This window comes from Streptomyces sp. NBC_01363 (genome assembly GCF_026340595.1).
Taxonomy (GTDB): domain Bacteria; phylum Actinomycetota; class Actinomycetes; order Streptomycetales; family Streptomycetaceae; genus Streptomyces.
The window spans coordinates 5,420,902-5,438,484 of record NZ_JAPEPF010000001.1 but is presented as its reverse complement, the minus strand read 5'-3'; the positions used below and the strand labels follow the sequence as shown (position 1 = coordinate 5,438,484).

Genomic DNA, 17,583 nt, shown 5'->3' with positions numbered 1-17,583 from the left:
CCACACCACCCCCACGGCCGCACGACAGGACAACGACCGTACAGACGATCATCCCGTGCCCACCTTCACCCCCGCACGGAATTGCGCAGCAGAGTCGGAGACCACTTCAAAACCGCGTCGGTGGATCGAGGCTTAGGGACCGTCTCAAATCTGGGTCGGCGGATCCCGCGATCCTGCTGGGTGTGCACAATCCGATGACAGCGGCACTCGTGCAGAGGGCTGGATTCAGCGGTGGCTGGCTGAGCAGCCTGGAGGTTTCGACCGTCTACGGGCTCCCGGACCGCAACCTCATCAGCGCCGACCTCGTGGGAAACGTGGTGTCAGCCATATGCTCGCGGGTCTCGCTGCCCCTCATGGTGGACGCCGACAACGGGTACGGGTCCCCGCTGGGCGCGGCGCGCGCGGCACGCTTGCTCAGTGATGCCGGGGCGGCCGGCCTGGCGATCGAGGACAATCCGTTCCCGAAGATGAACAGCTTCTCGGGCGGCGCCGCGGAACTGGAGAGCATCGACGACTACTGTGCGAAGGTCTCCGCGATCCGTGATGCGGTGGACGACGACTTCCTCGTGATATCGCGCACGGAGGCCCTGATTCGTGGCCACGGCCTAGACGCCGCGCTCAAGCGCGCCGAGGCGTACGAGCAGTCGGGCGCGGACCTGATCCTCATTCACACCCGGGATTCTACGGGGAGCGAGGTGAGGGATGTGGCCGAGGCGTGGAGCGGCAATTCCCCGCTGGTCACCGTACCCACCGCGTTCCCCGAGATCACGGCTCAGGAGCTCGGGGGTTCTGGGTTACTCGGTGATCATCTACGCCAACCATCTGATTAGGGCGGCGATTTGGGGGACTCAGCGTGCCCTCGAACTCGTCTCGGACGGTCATCCGGAGTGGGTCGACAGCGAGTTCGGAGAAATGGCGAAGCTCATATCTTTCAGCGAGTCCTTCGCTGATTTCCGGCCTCGGTCTCAGGGTGGAGGCATCTGACCATGTCGGCGACCAGCAGCCCGCACAAGTTCGAGGACGCCGCCTACACCGAGGAATGGGTGGCATACAACGAGAAGCAGTACCCGCAACGGGCCGTCTTCATCGAGGAGTTCGTTCGTACTCTCAAGCTCCAGGATGGCGCCTTGAGGGTTCTGGAGCTGGGGGGCGGCGCGGGCCGCCTTGCGGAAGCCATCCAACAGGAGTGCCACGTCGACTCGTACGATCTTCTCGATTCGTCACCCGCGATGCAGCGTCTCGCCAGGACACGCCTGAGCAGTTCGAAAGTGACGCAGCTTATCAAAGCGGACTTTTCGGATGCGAAGTGGCCTGATCTGGTCTCGTCCGAGTACGACGCCGTCGTGACCATGCAGGCGATCCACGAGCTCAGGAATCCCGCCGCCGTACCGCTCCTCTATGGGCAGATAGCGACAGTCGCCAGGCCCGGTGCGTCCGTCGTTGTCTGTGACCATCTGCCGGTCGAACCCCGGCACCGCGGCCTCTACATGCCGCCGTCGGCCCATCTGGCCGCGATGGCGGCGGGGGGTCTCGCCAACGCGGAGATCATCCGGGTGAGCGACGCCATGGTGCTCGTACGGGGTGAGGTGACGGCCGCACGTCCCGATGCTGATGGCCTCTTCTTCTGGAGTCGAGCGTGAACGAGATGCCACCGCACATCGACGACCGCTTCCGGATCGTGAGTCGGGTCGAGGCGTCTCCCACGGGTGCGCTGGACCGATTGGTCAAGCAGAAGCTGGCCGACGGAATCGACGTGGCACGCCTGAACGGTGGGTACGTGGATCACCCCCCGCCAGCTGCCGCCGTGGCCGCGGCCGAAGCGGCAGCCCATTCAGCGGAGTTGGCCCGGTACACCGCGAACGCTGGGCTGCCCCGGCTCAGGGCGGAGATCGCCGCGTGGTACGGCGAACTCGGCATCCCGGTCGAACAGGAAGAGATCATCGTCACCAACGGTGCCAAGCACGCGATTTCGCTGGCACTGCGATTGATCCTGGACCGGGGGGACGAGGTCATCCTGCCCACGCCACACTGGCCGACGTTTCCCGCAGCGGTCAGCCTGGCTGGCGGGGTACCCGTGCCGGCCCCGTCGGTCGAAGGGCCTGGCTCTCCCCTCAGCATCCCGGCACTGGACGCCGCGGCCACCGAGCGCACCAAGGCGGTCATCCTGGTGGCGCCGGACAACCCCTCCGGTCGCTGCGCGGACAGCGCGGAGATCGACGACATCTGCGACTGGGCCTACCGGCGCGGTGTCTGGGTGATTCTCGACCAGACCTATGCGGGCCTTGAGTACGGGAGCGTCGACGCCGTCCGACGTCAGCACACTAGGCGCCACAGGAACCTCGTTCGCGTCGGCGCGATCAGCAAGACGTTCTGCCTGCCGGGCTGGCGCATCGGATGGCTCACGGGCACCCGCGAGCTGATCGCCGCGGGCTGCGCCGTGCAGTCGCACACCGTGTCCCATGTGTCCAACGTGGCGCAGATGGGAGCTGTGGGAGCGCTTCAGGAACGGGCGAGCTTCGTCCCGCCGCTCCTGAAGGAACTGCAAGACCGCCGCGACGGGGTGTGCACGGAGCTGGAGGACATCGACGGAGTCCGCCTTGACCGCCCGTCAGGCGGTATCTACGCGTTCGCCGACGTCAGGCAGTCGCTGGAGCGGTTGACGTACGCGTCCACCCGCGAGTTCGCCGAGCGGGTTCTGGAGACCCATCGCGTCGCCGTGCTTCCGGGCGAGGCGTTCGGCGCCCCTGGGTGGCTGCGCCTGTCCTTCGGCGGCAGGGAGAAGGCGAACGCCATCGCATCCGACCGGCTTCGTGCCGCCCTCACCGGGCGAGACCAGGAGTGACGCGTGGACCTGCACCTCAGTGACAAGCGCGCGCTGGTCGTGTGCGCGACCGGCGGGATCGGCAGGGCGTGCGCGTCGGCTCTCGCGCACGAATGCGCCGAAGTGACCATCGTGGCCCGCGACCCCGCCGGTCTCGAAGAGACGTGTGCGGCGATCGCCGACGAGTCGGGGGCCAAGACGCACGGCATCGCGGCGGACGTGACGACGCAGGAGGGCGTCACCACGGTCCTGAACGGACTGAACTCCCCGCCGGACATCGTCGTTCTGCTGCCCCCGCGGCACGGTCCGTTGCCCGATGCCCCGAGCGCGGACGACGTCGAGGGACAGTTCTCGACCGAAGTGCGCCGCCCCCTTGACCTCGTCGAGAAGTTGCTGCCCCACATGAGGACGCAGGGCTGGGGCCGCATCGTGCACCTCACGGGAGCGGCCGTCAAACGACCGGCTGGAAAGCTGCTGGCACTGACCAGCCTGCGCGTCGCGCTGATCGCGTATCTACGGGGCATGGCGCAGCGGGAGGCCGAACACGGAATCACCGTCAACGGTGTCCTGATCGGCTACATCGACACCCCCGGGCTCCGGAAGAACTGGGAGGGACAGGCCGCGGCGGCCGGTCTCACCTACGATGAACTCCTCGCGCGGAAGCTGTCCGAGTCCTCGATCCACCGTCTGGGGAAGCCTGCTGAGATCGCCGCCCTGGTGACGCACCTGGCCGGCGAGCAGGCTGGCTACATCACGGGCGAGGTCATCTCGTGCGACGGGGGCCGTGGTGGCCATGTCTGACGGAGAACTTTCGAGGACGGCGTCCGTCGCGCAGTCGGCGCTCGCCGTCGTTCTGGCGGCGGGCGAGGGCGTCCGGCTGCGGCCGTACACGACCGACCTTCCGAAGACACTGCTGACCGTGGGCGGGATGACGCTTCTCGAACGTCAACTCGCCGCGCTGGAAGCCGTGGGAGTGCGCAGGGTGGTGGTGGTCGCCGGACATGGATGGCGTCATGTCAAGGCGCTTGTCGACGAGGTTCGCGGATCGAGGCGCTACGCGCTGGACGTCGGTCTGACGATCAACGAAGACTACCGCTCTACCGGTACCGGGGGTTCCTTGCGGTGTGCACTCGCCGCTCCTGGATCCGACGCACCAGAGGTCGTAGTGATTGAAGGAGACGTGCTTTTGCACCCCCATGCCCTCGAAGCGCTCTTCACCAATGATGGCGGTCATGACATTCGCATTCTGGCCTCTCGCCAAAGGCTCGAAAGCTCAGTAATCAAGGCTGACCCTGCCGGAACCGTGAAGCGAATCGTCCACAGGTCGGACCTGAACGTGGACCTGGAGGCGTCAGGGAGCGATGAGGACTTCTACAACCTCAGTTGCTATCGGTTGGCCATGCCCTGGGCGGAGTTGATCCAAGTCCTCGACAGACGACTGGCTTCGAAGGCCGGAGTCAATGTCGAGCGAGTCATCGACGGCCTGTGCGATGAAGGCCTCGTAGGACTGACTCAGGTCGACCCGCAGTGGGCATTCGAAGTCGACACGGCTGCAGATCTTGAGGCCGCACGCAGGCATGTCGGACTCAATGAGAAGTACAGCGCGTACTCTGCAGCGCCCCCGCCTGATCCTGAGGGGGTGAGCTCGTGAACGTCGACGGCGCGTCAGAAGAGACCGCCGTAACGACATCACAAATGGAACGCAACCTTCGGCTCATGCCGGTGCTTTCCGCCCTGGCCACATCAGCGGCGTGGCAACCTGTTTTTGTTTTGTTCTCCACCCGAGAGTTCGGCTTGCACAATGCCCTCTTGCTCTCCTCACTCTTCTTCTTAGCCGGAGTGGTGCTGGAGATTCCCAGTGGGTGGGCGAGCGATAATCTTGGACGGATCGGCACGCTTCGGATCGCTGCAGTCTCATGGATTATCGCCGAAGCAGCTTTCACCGCGGGTTCAGGTTCTCTGCCTATTGTGGCCATCGGACAGATCGCACTCGCTGCAGGATTCGCCTTCACGTCGGGAACCGACGTCGCGTATCACTTCGACACCTTGGAAGCTTTGGGGCGTGAGGAGGAGTTCGCAGAACGGCAGTCGCGGGTGCGGGCTATCGGTTTCGTCGCGAAGGGGGTATGCGCTCTTATCGGCGGAGCCCTCGGCCTCCTCGACTTGAGGATAACTTTCCTCTTCGCCTTAGTCATAGCCATCACTCAGCTCGGAGTTTCGATGGCGATGTATGAGCCGCCGCGACCGAGTGAACGGGTGCCTTTTAAGACGGGTCTGCTGAACTCCCTCGGCTACCTGCGGAATGCGCAGGTAGCTTGGTTTTTCGGGTACTTGGTCCTGCTGGCCACACTGCACCACCTGTCTGAGGCCCTGATGCAGCCCTGGTTGGCGGAGGTTCTGGGAAAGACACCTGAAGAGCTCGGCGGAACCCCGCTGTTCTCCGGGGCGGTGTTGGCAGTCATCGGAATCATCGGAGCCGCCAGCGCGGCGCGGCTCTCGCGTAGATTCGGGTCAGTACCTGTACTAATCGGCTATGCCGTGCTCTCGGCTCTCATCGTCACCGCGATGGCATCGTCGATCAGCTTCATCGCTGTAAGCATGCTGGCGCTAAGGAGCCTTAATGGTGCTGCGTCGGATGTCTTAGTTTCCCATGAGGTCTCCATGCGTGTCGGACGATTCAATCGGGCGACACTCATCAGCTGCGCATCCATGCTTGGGGCTCTGGGGTATAGCGGATATTTTACGGTGGTGTCAGGTGATGAATCAGGGAACGTCGGCACATATCTCGACCGCTTCGCATTGACCGCATGGATAATCGCAGGTGTCGTTTTCCTGTCGGCATGCTGGGTCTGGTCAAGAAGTCGCGCAAGTTCAGTCTCAAACGAGGTGCTCGCGAGAAAGGATGCTTAACATGGAGCCAACCACCGTCTCATACGATCGGGCTATTTTCCATCGTCGCGCCGGAGTGTCTCCCGGCGATGAACTAGTCGTAGAGTACGTAGGCCTGGAACCGGACCATGAGTTCCATATGGGAGGATCCGTCTTTCACACCTTGCCGCGTCCAGCCGGAGAGCGGCTGTGTCGGGTGGCAGCCGTCAACGACCTCCATTTCGGAGAGACGTCTGCGGGACTGATGGGCAAGGAAGTTGCCGGCGATGTAGTGACGCGACGCCCCGGTGAAGCCCCCCATCCAATTCTTATGAATTCTTCAGCCATTCATGAAATAAAGCAGATCTCCCCAGCCGCCGTGGTCGTGAAGGGAGATATAACGGATACCGCACAGGATGTTGAATTCAAAGCGTTCGAGAATCACTATGGCGCCTCTTTCAATGGCAGACTGCTCGCAGTCCGAGGGAATCACGAGTCCTTCTACGGCTGCACACGATATTCCGACGATCTCTGGGTCGAGCTGCCGGGTATCGCGCTGGCGGTTCTGGACACCTGTGTAGAGGGCGCTGACGGCGGCAACTTGACCAGTTCCCAGCTCGACTGGCTCATGTCCCACCTGGAGTCCGCTACGGTGCCGGTTCTCATATTTGGCCACCATCCTCCCTACCTTCCGGGTTACGGAGACAACCCTGGCCAGACCCTTGACGTTGCGAGCAGTGAGGCTTTGGTGGATGCCTGCACGTCCATGCCGAATGTTCTGTCGTATTCGGCTGGGCACAGTCACCGAACGCGTTCTCGTACGTGGTCCGGCGTGGTCTATTCCCAAGTCGGATGCGTGAAGGATTTCCCTGGACTTTGGACCGAGTTCGAGGTGTTCGAGGGCGGTGTTGTGCAACTCGTACACCGGATCCGAAATCGAGATGCAGTCGCCTGGTCGGACTCGTGCCGCAACCTTTATCAGCGAATCGGGATCGAGTACGAGACGTACGCTTTGGGGCGTCTCGCCGATCGCTGTACCGTACTCAAGCCGAGGCTTTAGCCTCACTCAATTCTTTTCGACATAGCCTACCGGGTTGGATGATGGCAGGTATCGAAACGTATGCGAGCGCGGGCTTGGACACAGCCGTGAACGAGGACGGCGTCTGGCGGAGCGGAGACAGCACGGCTGGCGTCGCGCTAGTCCTTGACGGCGTGACCTCTCCCAATCCGAAGGCCACGGGGTGCGAGCATAGCGTCACGTGGTTCGTCGAGAACTTGGGCGACGCAATCCTCGCTCAGGTCGAGCAGCGGGTGCCCCAGGAGGTCTCCACCGAGGCGCTGCAGGCTGCAGTGCGATCGGCGGTCGCGTCCACGGCGCACAAGCATCTCGGTCGGTGCGACCTGAGCCGACTGACCACCCCCCAGGCCACGATGGCACTGGCGGCATGGGACCGGGACTCGGTCTGTGTGGCGATTCTCTGCGACTCGTACGCCGTGGTCAAAGACGCCGACGGCGCATGCCGTGTGCTGACCGACCCGGCCCTGCAGCTCATCCAGGACTTCGCTCCGGACTATGGCGTGCGGCGCTACCGGAACGTTCCTGACGGCTTTCACACCCTTGCGGCCGATCCTTCCGTAACTGATTTCATACGGACGTGGTCGATTCCGAGAAAGGAAATTCAGGGGCTGGTGCTGACGACGGACGGAGCGGCGCGATACGTAAGGGAATACCGTCTCGGCTCATGGGAGGATTTCTATGAGGGGGTCGGTTCGGACGCTGAGGGTTTCGTGCGCGCCATTCGGTCCTTCGAGAGCGGCAGACCGATCCGTACGGACGCCAAGCGGTCCGACGACGTCGCCCTTGCCCGCATCGATCTCAGCACGTCCGAAGTGATGCCATGATACGAGAGCTGAATTTCGCCGAGCGGCGCGGCCTCTGGAATTGGATCCATGAATCGGTCGGGAATCCGACCATCCGGCGACAGTTCATTCTTCCCTCGGACGTCAGCTCGCTGAGGCAGGCCGAAGAACTGGTCTGGAGCGTCGCCACGGATACTCCAGCGCTGCGTTCCACCCTTCTCTGGCTGCCTTCCGGACGCCCGGTCATCTCGGTCGGTCCGTGGCCCACCGTGAAAATCGTCGCGGACCCGGACCCTGGCACCGACATGCTCGACCCTCTCCACAGGAGCGCGGTCTTCCGTCTGAGCAAGGAGGAATCTCGTGTGGGCATCGAGGTGGAGCTGACGATCGGTCATCTCTTCGCGGATGCCGGAGGAGCCGACGCCCTCGTACGGCGGTTGGAGAGTGCCACCTCGAAGCCCCCGCAGGCCGAGGTGTCCCGGCCGGACGTCGCGGTCGACGAGGAGAGAGCCGCGCGCAACCAGAACTTCTGGCTCGGGTGGCTGAGCGAGTGCCGGGCGCCCGCGGCCCCGTACTGCGGTGTCGACCGGACGGCTGGACACGCGACGACGATCTCCGTGCCGCTGCGGCCTTCCGTCGCCGCCCAGGTGAAGGAACTCGCCGGTGCCGCCCGTGTCACCCCGGCCACTGTGTGGACTGCGGCCGTAGCGCTCATGGCGCAGGAGCGCTGCGCCGGCCACGAAGCGGTCGTCTGCAGGCTGACCTGCGCGAACCGGTACACGGATGCGGACGCGAGCGCCGTCGACTACCGGGCGCAGCCGATCTTCCTCCCGCTCTCCCTCCCCATGGACCAGTCCTCGTCACACGCTCTGCGGCAGGTCTATCGCGCCAGTCTCCGGGCGCACGCGCACGGCTGGTACGACGCCCTGCACCTTGTGGAACAACTCAACAGGCCATCGAGAGGAGCCTGGTTCCTGCCCACGGTGGAGCTGAACGTCCTACAGGGCACGCGGGGTTCGCAGGTCGTCGGCTCCACGGTGAATCCCTATTCCTTCAACCCGTCGAGCGCCAAGGCCGATCTGGTCGTCGGTGTGGACGACCGCACCGTGTCGGTGACGCTGCGCGGCGCCGAGAACGCCGCTCTCGCATCGGAACTGCTGGAGCGGGTCATGGAGTGGCCTCGCCTGCTGGCTTGTGGCGATGCCCGCCCGTTGGCCGAACTCTCCTGTCAGCATGGGCCGCCGGATGGCTCTCTGTTGCGTGAGGGCGGGGTGAGTGTCGACCGCGCCGCCATGCGGGCCCTGCTCCATGGGGCCCTGGGAAGCGAGGAACGGTACGACGTGCACGTGGATCCAGCGGGCCACGTCGTGGTGGACTCCTCACGAGCGCTGACGTCCGACGACGCGCTCCGGCTCTGGTGTCGCCAGGCGCTGGTGCCGCACTCGGTCCTTCCCGACCGCTGGATCACGGACGGACTGGAGGTGGCGCCCCGAACACTCGCTCAGGCTTGCCTGAAACCCGAAACGGGGCACTCTTCCTGAACTGCCGCCTCCCTGCGGCGGGTTCAGCTCGCCGCGCGGTCGAGCAGGTCCGCCGCCATGCGTTGGGCGGTGCGGACGGGTTCCGTGTTCTGTTCGACGACGACGCGCGCGCTCGCGCCCTCGAAGAGGACCAGGAGTTCGTCCGCCGCACGCTCGGGTTCGGACAGTCCCGCCGCGGCGGCCAGAGACTCGAACCGGCCACGCCACCAACGCTTGTGCTGCCGGACGACCAGGCGGGCCGCCTCGTGCTGCGGACCCACGAGTTCGGGAACGGCGTTGAGGAACGCACACCCTCGGCAGCCGTTCGCGTCGTTGACGGGTCGCCCATTGAAGTACCTGGACGACTTCGTCGCAGGACAGAAGCATGCTTTGGGAACGATCCGGTTCACCGAGGCGGAGATGATCCGCTTCGCGGAGCAGTTCGATCCACAGCCGTATCACCTCGGCGGCGGTGACTCCCTCTTCGGTGGCCTGGTCGCCAGCGGATGGCATAGGGCGTCCGCCTTCATGAGGCGTTACGTGGATGTCGTGCTCGACGACAGCGCGGCGGAAGGCTCGCCCGGAGTCGACCAGCTCCGCTGGCTCCTGCCCGTGCGTCCCGGGGAGAGACTCACCGCCTCGATCACCGTCGCCGGAAGCAGCATCTCGCTCACCCGGCCTGACTGCGGCACGGTGCACAACCACTGTGAGCTCGTCCGTGGCGACGGCCAGGAGGTGATGACGATGACCCTGCACGCGATGTTCTGCAAGCGCCCCGCAACGAACTGACTTCCTGGCTTCGGAGGACCTGTGCGACCCGTTTCCCATACAACGCAGTGGACCGCGGCGGCGCGAGCACTCGAATCCGAGCGCACGGACGCGCTGTTCCACGACGCGTACGCTCGACCGCTGGCAGGACACCACGGTTTCCGACTTCTGGAGGAGCATCCGGCCGGTGGACTCGTCGAGTTCGTCGCCATCCGCACGCGGAATCTCGACCGGGCGATCGAGGCCGCCTGCCGTGACGGGGAAGTCCGTCAGGTGGTGCTGGTCGCCTGTGGCCTCGACACCCGCGCCTTCCGCCTGTCCTGGCCGCAGGAAGCCGTCGTGTACGAACTCGACCACGCGGACCTTCTCGAAGCCAAGCAGGATCGCCTCGACGAGTTGAACGCCGAGCCCGGTGTGCGTCGCGTGCCGGTCGCAGCAGACCTTGCCCAGGACTGGGAGTCGGCGCTCCTGGCCGCGGGGTTCGATCCGCAGTCACCGGCCCTGTGGGTACCCGAGGCGCTGCCTTTCTCCCTGGAAAGCACGGCCGCGGAGCAGCGGTTGGGCGCGCTCTCGGCGCCTGGCAGTATCCTGGCCGTCGACATTCTGGGCGCGTGGGCCTTGCGCAACCCCGCGGCACAGGGATTCATGCGGGCGATGCGTGACAACGGAACCGCGTGGCAGTTCGGCACGGACGCCCCCGAGGAACTGCTGGAACGCAGTGGCTGGAAGCCCGTTGAGATCCTGCAGCCCGGTGAGCCTGGCGCGGGTGAAGGGCGCTGGCCGTATCAGGTGCACTCCCGCTCTCGGCGATTCGTTCCGCGCAACTTCCTCGTGACGGCCACCAAGTAGGCCTGGCCGGACTCGCGCTGCTGCCCCGACGGGCCTCAGCGCGGGTCTTCGGAGGGTTCGGAAGGGGCCTGCGCCACCCTGTCGGGCGCCGGTGGCCGTGCATGGCGGAAGAGGACGAAGAGGGTGAGGTCGTAGCCGATCCGCAGGGTGCCGGCGATGAGGAAGGGCAGGCCGGGCCAGGCGAGTTGGGACAGGGCGGTGGCGGCCAAGGGCGCGACCGGTCGTGCGGCGTAGCGCGCGGTGTTGGTGTAGGCCGCGGCTGCGGTGCGTTCGGCCGGGTCGACCATGGTGACGACGTAGGCCTGTCGGGCGGGGACGTCCATCTGGGAGAGCGCAGCGCGGGCGAGCAGCAGGGTCACCGCGGCGGGGAGCCCGGGGGCGAGGGGTAGCACGGCCAGGAGCAGGTTCGATGGCAGGTGCGAGAACACCATGGTGTTGAGCAGTCCGATGCGCTCCCCGAGCTTTCCCGCCAGGACACTGGACGCGGCCTGGAGCAGCCCCGCGGCGAAAAACACGACGCCCATCAGCTCCGGGCTCGCGTCGTAGCGGCGGGCGAACCAGTACACCAGGAACGCCTGGACGACAAAACCACCGGCGAACGCGTCGACGGCGAAGAGGGCGGAGAGGCGTCGGACCGTGCTACGGGACTTGGTCAGTTGCCCCCGGGACCGGTGCGCACCCGACGGTTCGACGGCCTCGCCGAGGCGGCTGGCGACGAGCACGGCAAGGAACGCCGACACGGACAGGATGAGGAGCCATCGCTGGTCGGTGGGGACGTCGGACCAGAGGTCGCGCAACGCAGCGGGACCGCCAGCGAGCAGTGCTCCGAGCGATCCGGTGAGGTACGCGATGGCGTTGTACCGACCGAACCCGCGAGCGCGGGCCGGGGCAGGCACGCTTGCCATCATGGCCTGTTCCAAGGTGGTGATCGGCCCGGATTCGTTGGGGTCGGTGGACAGCGTGCCAGTGAACGCGGCGAGAAGGAGAAGCGGGAAGTAGTTGGTGAGAGCGAATAGTGCGGCAGAGATTCCCATAGTGATCAGGAGCGTGAGATAGGTTCGCCGCCGACCGAGGCGGTCCGCGTACCGGCCCACCAGTAGAGAGAAGCAGGCCATGCCCGTGAGCATGGTGGCGAAGATGACGCCGACCTGTGTGGCGGACAGTCCACCTGCCGCGAGTGCGGTCCCCAGTAGCACGCTGCTGAAGCCATAGCCGAATGCGCGCAGGCCCTGTACCGCGAGGACCAGGCGCAGGTCCCGTTCGGCGTCGCCGATGCCCGTCATACTGTGAGCAGCATGACTCCATCGTCGAATCCACCGACGCTCGGCGACAGTGGCAAGAGTGCCAGTCTCCGATAGATTGTCGTCATGCATCGGGTGGCAGTTCTCGTCTTTGACAGGATCCATAGCTTCGACCTGTCGTTGCCACTGCAAGTGTTCAGCACCGCGCACTCTCTGGAGAAGGAGCGGGGCGAGGTGTTCGGCTCTCGTCTCTACGATGTGCGGGTGTGTGGTGACGGTCGAAACCTTACGGCCACCGGGGTCGGTGACATCGAGATGTACCAGCACACCCCGCCTTACCCGTTGGCAGAGGCATCCGACGCGGACACCATCGTCGCCATCGGTGTCGCCCGGCGCCAAGAGCCACCAGCCGAGGCACTCGGCCTGCTCCGCGATGCGCACCAGCGTGGCGTACGGATCGCCGCGGTCAGTTCCGGTGGCACGCGCGTGCTGGCAGCCGCTGGGCTGCTGGACGGCCGACGTGCCGCCACCCACTGGTCGCGGCGGCACGTCATCGCCAGCCGCTACCCGCAGGTGCAGGTAGACACCGACGTGCTCTTCATCGATCATGGTGACGTGCTCACCTCTGCTGGCGGCGCCGGCAGTATCGACATGTGCCTGCACATGGTCCGCCAGGACTTCGGGTCTGCGGTCGCTGCCAACGTTGCCCGCCACATGGTCGTGGCGCCGGAGCGAGACGGAGGGCAGGCGCCGTACACGGTGCATCCAGAGCCTGGTGACGCGCATGGTTCCCTCGGGCCAGTGATGCACTGGCTACGGCAACGGCTGGGGGAACCAGTGGCCTTGGCCGACATCGCATCTCAATTGGGGACAAGCGTGCGCACCCTGAACCGGAGATTCAGAGACCAGACCGGTACGACGCCGCTCCAGTGGCTGGTGCTCCAACGGGTGCACCGTGCCCAGGAGTTACTCGAGACCACCGACCTGTCCATCGAGGCGATCTCCCGGCAGTGTGGGTTCGGCACCTCAGTGGCAATGCGTCAGCACTTCGCAAAACACCTCAAGACCTCTCCGACGGCGTATCGGCGTACATTTCGCAGCCGCCACGCCTGTGACTGAACTTCGTCATCGCACCCCCACATGGCTGACGGCGCGGGAACATCTTGTCGTGGCCCGCACCATATCTCCAAGGGGTGTGCACGCAACAAGATCCGCTGGTTAGGGGACTGTCAGAGCCAAGAACAAGACAGTCCCCCATCCGGACCGAGACGGTGACTGCGTGGGCTGCGAATAGTGCCGCAACCAGTACTCAGGCGGTCCCGACCGCCGACGGGGCGAGTCTGGTCAGCGCAGGGCAACAGGTCCGTCGGGGGTGTCCCATCGCGTGGTGTAGCAGCGATCACGACATAGCCCCTGGTCATGGGGCGGCCATCGCGCAACTCTCCGAGTGAGAAGCTCGTTGAAGCGAGAGGTGACGCGATGGCCTTGTCCCAGCATGCCCCCTGCTCCGCCTCATGGAGTCACTGCGTACGGCCGAGGGAATTGAGTTGATCAGGGTCCTCGCCCAACGGGCCCTCCAAGAGCTCATCGAGGCGGAAGCCACCGCTCACATCGGTGCCGAGCCGGGCGAGCACACTGAGGCCCGCACGACCTGGCGCAACGGGCATCGCGAGAAGTTGCTCACGCCCCAGGCCGGTGACCTGGACCTGGCCATCCCGAAAGTCCGCACCGGCACCTTCTTCCCCAGCCTGCTGGAACGCCGGCGCCGTATCGACCAGGCTCTCTACGCCGTGATCATGGAGGCATATGTGCAGGGCGTCTCCACCCGCTCGGTCGATGACCTGGTCAAAGCGCTCGGCGGGGACAGCGGGGTCTCCGAAACCCGCCTGCCGCCCCACCTTGCGCACGTGCCAGTGCGGCGAGCGGTCCTGCGTCTGGCACCGGCGGCAAGCCCCCTGCGCCGGCCCCCTTCGGCTGGTGCTGATCCGTGCGGACCACGGCCGCAGGTGGCACCTCGCCGACGTCTGCGCCACGTGCGCGGCGGCCACGCCCGAGGCCGCGACCGTCCCAGAACCCCCCGAGCGCCCTGCGCCTGCTCTCTGCCTTCCGCCCGCGGCGGCGTCGGATGTATCGCCGCCCGAAGCGCCTGGCGAGTGGGTCGAATCCTGGTGAGTGTCCGGCGGGGCGGGGCATGAGCGGCGCGTGGGCACGACGACTCGAAAGAGTGCCTCCCGGACACCCGGGCGACTCTCCGGCGACCGGCAGCACCGCAGTGGCCTGCTCGCACCCAGGAATCTGGGCCCGCCCAGGCGTTCACCGGCCCCCGTTCACGGCGGATCCATAGGCATCTCCATGCCCTTATCACAGACTGCAGCACCGATCCCGCAGTCATATGAACGGAGTTGCCGAGTCGTCGGCCAACTCACCATGCTCGGGGCGTTTTCTGCCGCTCCTTGATCGATTAGGTTGAACGTGTCAGATCAGACCGTGCTGCGCCCCGCGGCGCCGAGGTTGGTGTGCGACACCCGGCCGTGGTCGGACGTCTCGGCACTGACGGACCTCGCCTGCACCCACGCCATCGCGGGCGAGGCCTTCGCCGCCTTGGTCAAGCCGCCCGACTGGACGTCCCGTTGGACGACGGCCTGGCGGTTCGGGCGCAAGACGGTCCGCTTTCCGGTGCGGGCCCTCAACGAGGTCGACATGCTGGCCAGTGTTCCGGTACGCCGCTTCACCTGGCGCACCGATCAATGGCACCGGCCCGGTCTCGAATACCTCGTCAGCACCGAGCGCCACCACGGGTTCGAGAGTTTCGAGGAGGAACTCCTCCTGCTGTGCGCCGACTTCTCCGGGGTGCTGCTGGAGGCCTTAGCCCAGCCGTTTCGCCTCACGTTCGACACGACGGGCGGACGGGTGGACCACACGCCCGACTTCCTGCTGCTTTTGCGGGGCGTGCCGCTCCTGATCGATGTCCGTCCCGCGCACCGGATCGACGTCGAGGACGAGGTCAAATTCGCCGCCAGCGCCGAGGCGGCGCTGGCCGCGGGCTGGAACTACGCGGTCGTCACGGGCTGGCGCGAGCACGCGGTGGGCCTGGTCGACTCCTTCTCGGCCGGCCGCAGAGCGCTGTCCGATCCGCTGGGGCTGCAGCCGCAGTTGCTGTCCGCCGCGGCCCTTGGCCCGCTGCCCTTCGGTGACCTGGTGGAGCGCTGCACTCTGCCCGCCGTGGGGCGGGCGCACGCCATCCACCTGCTGTGGCACCGCCGTCTGGGGCTGGACATGTCGGGACCGCTCAGGGACGCCAGCACCGTGCGGCTGGCGCCGGCCAAGGCGCCCGCGGGAGGCCGCTGGTGAGCGCGCGGTGCACGACCTGGGACCTTGCCGTGGGCCAGGAGCTCATCGTCAACGGTGCCGCCTGGCAGGTGGACAAGTTCCAGCCCGAGGCCGGGAAGATCGTCCTGGTCCAGGGGGACGGCACGCCGTGGCAGACGACGGTGCGGGAGCTGATGCACCACCCGGCGGTGCGCCCCTCCACCCGTAGCCGCAAGGATCTTCCGGCCGCCTCGCGTGGCCGCCAGCCCAAGGACATGCGCGATCTGCCCGCGGACAAGCGGGCGTCGGTCATGCTGCGGGTGGAGCACCTGCGGGAGGTCGAGTGCGGGTTTCGCAGCGGTGATCCCCTCAAGGCGCTGCCCGGGGAGCCGAAACCCGCCTACGACCCGGACACCACCACCCTCACCCAGCGCCGCCGCGCCAAGGAACGCGAGTTGCGGCAGGCCACCGTCGCCCACCCGTACCGGGCCGCCGAGCAGATGCTGGACAAGGTCAGTTACCGCACTCTGGTCCGCTGGGACAAGGGTCTGCGCCGCTTCGGGCCGGTGGGGTGTGCTGATGACCGGTGGCTGCGGGAGGCGACCGGGCACCGGATCACGCCCGCGGTGCGCGAGGCGATCCTCGCCGTGCGCCACGAGACGCTGCACCGCTCCAAGCTGTCCGCGAAGGACCGCGAGCGGCTGATCCACCAGTACGTGCGCGAAGAGTTCGGGAAGGAGGAGGAGAAGAAGATCCCGAGCTACGAGACGCTGCGGGTGTTGTGGCGGGAGTGGTTCGGGTCCTCCGGGGGCCGTCAGCGCTACGTGGTCTCGGCGGCCCGCGCGCAGGCGGTGGCGACCGGCCGGCATGTGGTCGTCAGCCGCCCCGGGCAGGTGGTGGCCCTGGACACCACCGTCCTGCCGGTCAAGGTGCGCGAGGACATTTTCGGTGATCCCGTCTCGGTGCATCTGTCCTTGGCGCTGGATGTCTACACCCACTCCATCGTCGCGTTCCGCCTCACCCTCGTCTCGGACACGTCGGTGGACATCGCCATGATCCTGCGCGATGTCATGATGCCGCTGCCGATGCGCCCCGAGTGGGGCGAGGACATGGAATGGGCCTATCCCGGCGTTCCCAGCACTGTCGTGACCGAGTTCGCCGGCAAGAAGGTTGCGGGCCTGCCGTTCTTCGCACCGGAGACGGTCACCACGGACCACGGCTCCGTGTACAGGAACCATCACCTGGTCGAGGTGCAGCGGGTGATCGGCGCGAACATCCGCCCCAGCCGGGTGCTGCGGCCGACCGACAAGCAGGCTGTGGAGCGGGCCTTCGGCGCGATCCAGTCCCTGCTGTTTCGGGTCCTGCCCGGCTACCAGGGCATCGACACCGCGGACCGGGGGCGTGATCCGGAAGCGGATGCCTGCCTGACGGTGAGCGAGATGGAACACTTCATCGCCACCTGGATCGTGCAGATCTGGCAGAACCGCCAGTTCGGGTCCCACGCGCCCAGCTGGGACCCGTTGGGGGACCACAGCCCCAACTCCCTGTTCGCCGCCTCCATGGCACAGGGCGGCTTCGCCCTGCAGATCCCCTCCGCCGAGCTGTACTACGAACTCCTGCCGCAGCACCGGGTGACGATTCACGCCCGGCGCGGAGTCAAGATCAGGAACCTGTGGTACGACGGGCCGGCTCTCGACGAGTGGCGGTTTCGCCAGTCGGGCCGCGGCGGTGTGGCGAGGAACAAGTACGTCGTTCACCGGGACCCGCGTGATCCGCGCTTCGTCTACTTCCGCGACCCGATGACGCACGAGTGGCACCAGTTGCGGTGGGTGGGATTGCCGGAGGATGGCCGGATGCCCGCCTTCAGCGACGCGCGCGTGCGGCAGGTCATGCGTGATCTGCGGGTGCAGGGCCTCGCCCCGAAGTCGGACAAGGATCTCCTGCCGCTGCTGCTGGACCTGATCGGGTCCAAGGTTCCCGTGGAGCAGTGGCCGACCCGGCTGACCAAAGCCCAGCGCACCGACATCGCGCGCGAAGAGGCGCAGGCGGCCGCGGCCGCCGCCGACCGGCCCGAGTCCCCCTCGCCCTCCGCTGCGGGCGCAATCCCGCTGCCCCGGCAGACCACGCCCGCCGATATGGCCGACAACGTCGTCGAGCTGCCCTGGCGCCAGCGCGTCGAACAGGGCCAGGCGGCTATCGACGAGGAGCGCCGACGCGAGGCCGCAACGCACCAGCCCACGCCCTCCTCCACGCTCAGCCAGGCCCTGCGCGGTACCCGCCTTACGGACTTGCTCGACGAGGACGAGGACACCCCCGCCCCCGCTGGTCTTGATGAGCAGAGCTGACG

16 protein-coding genes and 1 pseudogene are annotated in these 17,583 nt (G+C 66.4%); 15 read left to right on the top strand and 2 right to left on the bottom strand.

The features are described 5' to 3' along the window. The first annotated feature begins 47 nt into the window (after window positions 1-47). The 9 genes from OG611_RS24665 to OG611_RS24625 all read left to right on the top strand — a co-directional run bounded on the left by OG611_RS24665 (window position 48) and on the right by OG611_RS24625 (window position 9,090). Window positions 48-830, top strand: coding sequence for an isocitrate lyase/PEP mutase family protein (locus tag OG611_RS24665; RefSeq protein WP_323180271.1), 783 nt, complete (start codon window positions 48-50; stop codon window positions 828-830). A 156-nt stretch (window positions 831-986) separates the two neighbouring features. Beyond that, window positions 987-1,640 (top strand): class I SAM-dependent methyltransferase, encoded by a 654-nt coding sequence (locus OG611_RS24660; RefSeq protein ID WP_266423971.1) that lies wholly within the window; start codon window positions 987-989, stop codon window positions 1,638-1,640. Between the two features lie 5 nt (window positions 1,641-1,645). Beyond that, on the top strand, window positions 1,646-2,842 hold the full coding sequence (locus OG611_RS24655; RefSeq protein ID WP_266426191.1) for a pyridoxal phosphate-dependent aminotransferase: 1,197 nt from the start codon (window positions 1,646-1,648) through the stop codon (window positions 2,840-2,842). 3 nt (window positions 2,843-2,845) lie between these two features. Further along, on the top strand, window positions 2,846-3,622 hold the full coding sequence (locus OG611_RS24650; RefSeq protein WP_266423968.1) for an SDR family oxidoreductase: 777 nt from the start codon (window positions 2,846-2,848) through the stop codon (window positions 3,620-3,622). After that, on the top strand, window positions 3,615-4,472 hold the full coding sequence (locus OG611_RS24645; RefSeq protein ID WP_266423966.1) for an NTP transferase domain-containing protein: 858 nt from the start codon (window positions 3,615-3,617) through the stop codon (window positions 4,470-4,472). The genes OG611_RS24650 and OG611_RS24645 overlap by 8 nt, the downstream gene beginning before the upstream one ends. Next, a complete protein-coding gene (locus tag OG611_RS24640) occupies window positions 4,469-5,731 on the top strand; it encodes an MFS transporter (RefSeq protein WP_266423964.1) in 1,263 nt (420 codons plus the stop codon). The genes OG611_RS24645 and OG611_RS24640 overlap by 4 nt, the downstream gene beginning before the upstream one ends. Further along, window positions 5,724-6,749: a metallophosphoesterase gene (locus OG611_RS40915; protein ID WP_353962567.1), complete on the top strand. Its 1,026-nt coding sequence runs from the start codon at window positions 5,724-5,726 to the stop codon at window positions 6,747-6,749. Before OG611_RS24640 ends, OG611_RS40915 begins: the two co-directional genes overlap by 8 nt. Before the next feature lie 86 nt (window positions 6,750-6,835). Continuing rightward, complete coding sequence (locus tag OG611_RS24630; RefSeq protein WP_266423958.1) at window positions 6,836-7,591, top strand: protein phosphatase 2C domain-containing protein; 756 nt, start codon at window positions 6,836-6,838, stop codon at window positions 7,589-7,591. A gap of 320 nt (window positions 7,592-7,911) precedes the next feature. Further along, window positions 7,912-9,090: a hypothetical protein gene (locus OG611_RS24625; protein ID WP_266423955.1), complete on the top strand. Its 1,179-nt coding sequence runs from the start codon at window positions 7,912-7,914 to the stop codon at window positions 9,088-9,090. Between the two features lie 23 nt (window positions 9,091-9,113). Here the strand turns inward: OG611_RS24625 and OG611_RS24620 are convergent, their stop codons facing one another. Continuing rightward, complete coding sequence (locus OG611_RS24620) at window positions 9,114-9,350, bottom strand: hypothetical protein (RefSeq protein WP_266423952.1); 237 nt, start codon at window positions 9,348-9,350, stop codon at window positions 9,114-9,116. A 109-nt stretch (window positions 9,351-9,459) separates the two neighbouring features. On the opposite strand from OG611_RS24620, the gene OG611_RS24615 reads away from it, so the two are divergent. Together OG611_RS24615 and OG611_RS24610 are read left to right on the top strand one after the other, a co-directional pair. Further along, window positions 9,460-9,858, top strand: a complete 399-nt coding sequence (locus OG611_RS24615; protein ID WP_266423949.1) for a MaoC/PaaZ C-terminal domain-containing protein — start codon at window positions 9,460-9,462, stop codon at window positions 9,856-9,858. A 21-nt stretch (window positions 9,859-9,879) separates the two neighbouring features. Further along, a complete protein-coding gene (locus tag OG611_RS24610) occupies window positions 9,880-10,686 on the top strand; it encodes an SAM-dependent methyltransferase (RefSeq protein WP_266423946.1) in 807 nt (268 codons plus the stop codon). A 35-nt stretch (window positions 10,687-10,721) separates the two neighbouring features. On the opposite strand, the gene OG611_RS24605 is transcribed toward OG611_RS24610, so the two are convergent. Then, window positions 10,722-11,969 carry an MFS transporter gene (locus OG611_RS24605; protein ID WP_266423943.1) on the bottom strand — a complete coding sequence of 416 codons (1,248 nt, stop codon included), beginning with the start codon at window positions 11,967-11,969 and terminating at the stop codon, window positions 10,722-10,724. Window positions 11,970-12,053: 84 nt separating this feature from the next. Between OG611_RS24605 and OG611_RS24600 the strand changes: the two genes are divergently transcribed. From OG611_RS24600 to OG611_RS24585, 4 genes and pseudogenes are all read left to right on the top strand, one after another. Next, on the top strand, window positions 12,054-13,046 hold the full coding sequence (locus OG611_RS24600; protein WP_266423940.1) for a GlxA family transcriptional regulator: 993 nt from the start codon (window positions 12,054-12,056) through the stop codon (window positions 13,044-13,046). Between the two features lie 455 nt (window positions 13,047-13,501). Next, window positions 13,502-13,810, top strand: a pseudogene (locus OG611_RS24595) (transposase); the annotation flags it as partial. Between the two features lie 589 nt (window positions 13,811-14,399). Next, complete coding sequence (locus OG611_RS24590; protein ID WP_266423937.1) at window positions 14,400-15,278, top strand: TnsA-like heteromeric transposase endonuclease subunit; 879 nt, start codon at window positions 14,400-14,402, stop codon at window positions 15,276-15,278. Further along, window positions 15,275-17,581 carry a transposase gene (locus tag OG611_RS24585; protein WP_266423934.1) on the top strand — a complete coding sequence of 769 codons (2,307 nt, stop codon included), beginning with the start codon at window positions 15,275-15,277 and terminating at the stop codon, window positions 17,579-17,581. Before OG611_RS24590 ends, OG611_RS24585 begins: the two co-directional genes overlap by 4 nt. The last annotated feature ends 2 nt before the right edge of the window (window positions 17,582-17,583 follow it).

Bases quoted from the DNA above. Each gene is read 5' to 3' on its own strand.
- OG611_RS24645 (WP_266423966.1), top strand. From the start codon at position 3,615: ATGTCTGACGGAGAACTTTCGAGGACGGCGTCCGTCGCGCAGTCGGCG.
- OG611_RS24660 (WP_266423971.1), top strand. From the start codon at position 987: ATGTCGGCGACCAGCAGCCCGCACAAGTTCGAGGACGCCGCCTACACC.
- OG611_RS24605 (WP_266423943.1), bottom strand. From the start codon at position 11,969: ATGACGGGCATCGGCGACGCCGAACGGGACCTGCGCCTGGTCCTCGCG.
- OG611_RS24655 (WP_266426191.1), top strand. From the start codon at position 1,646: ATGCCACCGCACATCGACGACCGCTTCCGGATCGTGAGTCGGGTCGAG.
- OG611_RS40915 (WP_353962567.1), top strand. From the start codon at position 5,724: ATGCTTAACATGGAGCCAACCACCGTCTCATACGATCGGGCTATTTTC.
- OG611_RS24600 (WP_266423940.1), top strand. From the start codon at position 12,054: ATGCATCGGGTGGCAGTTCTCGTCTTTGACAGGATCCATAGCTTCGAC.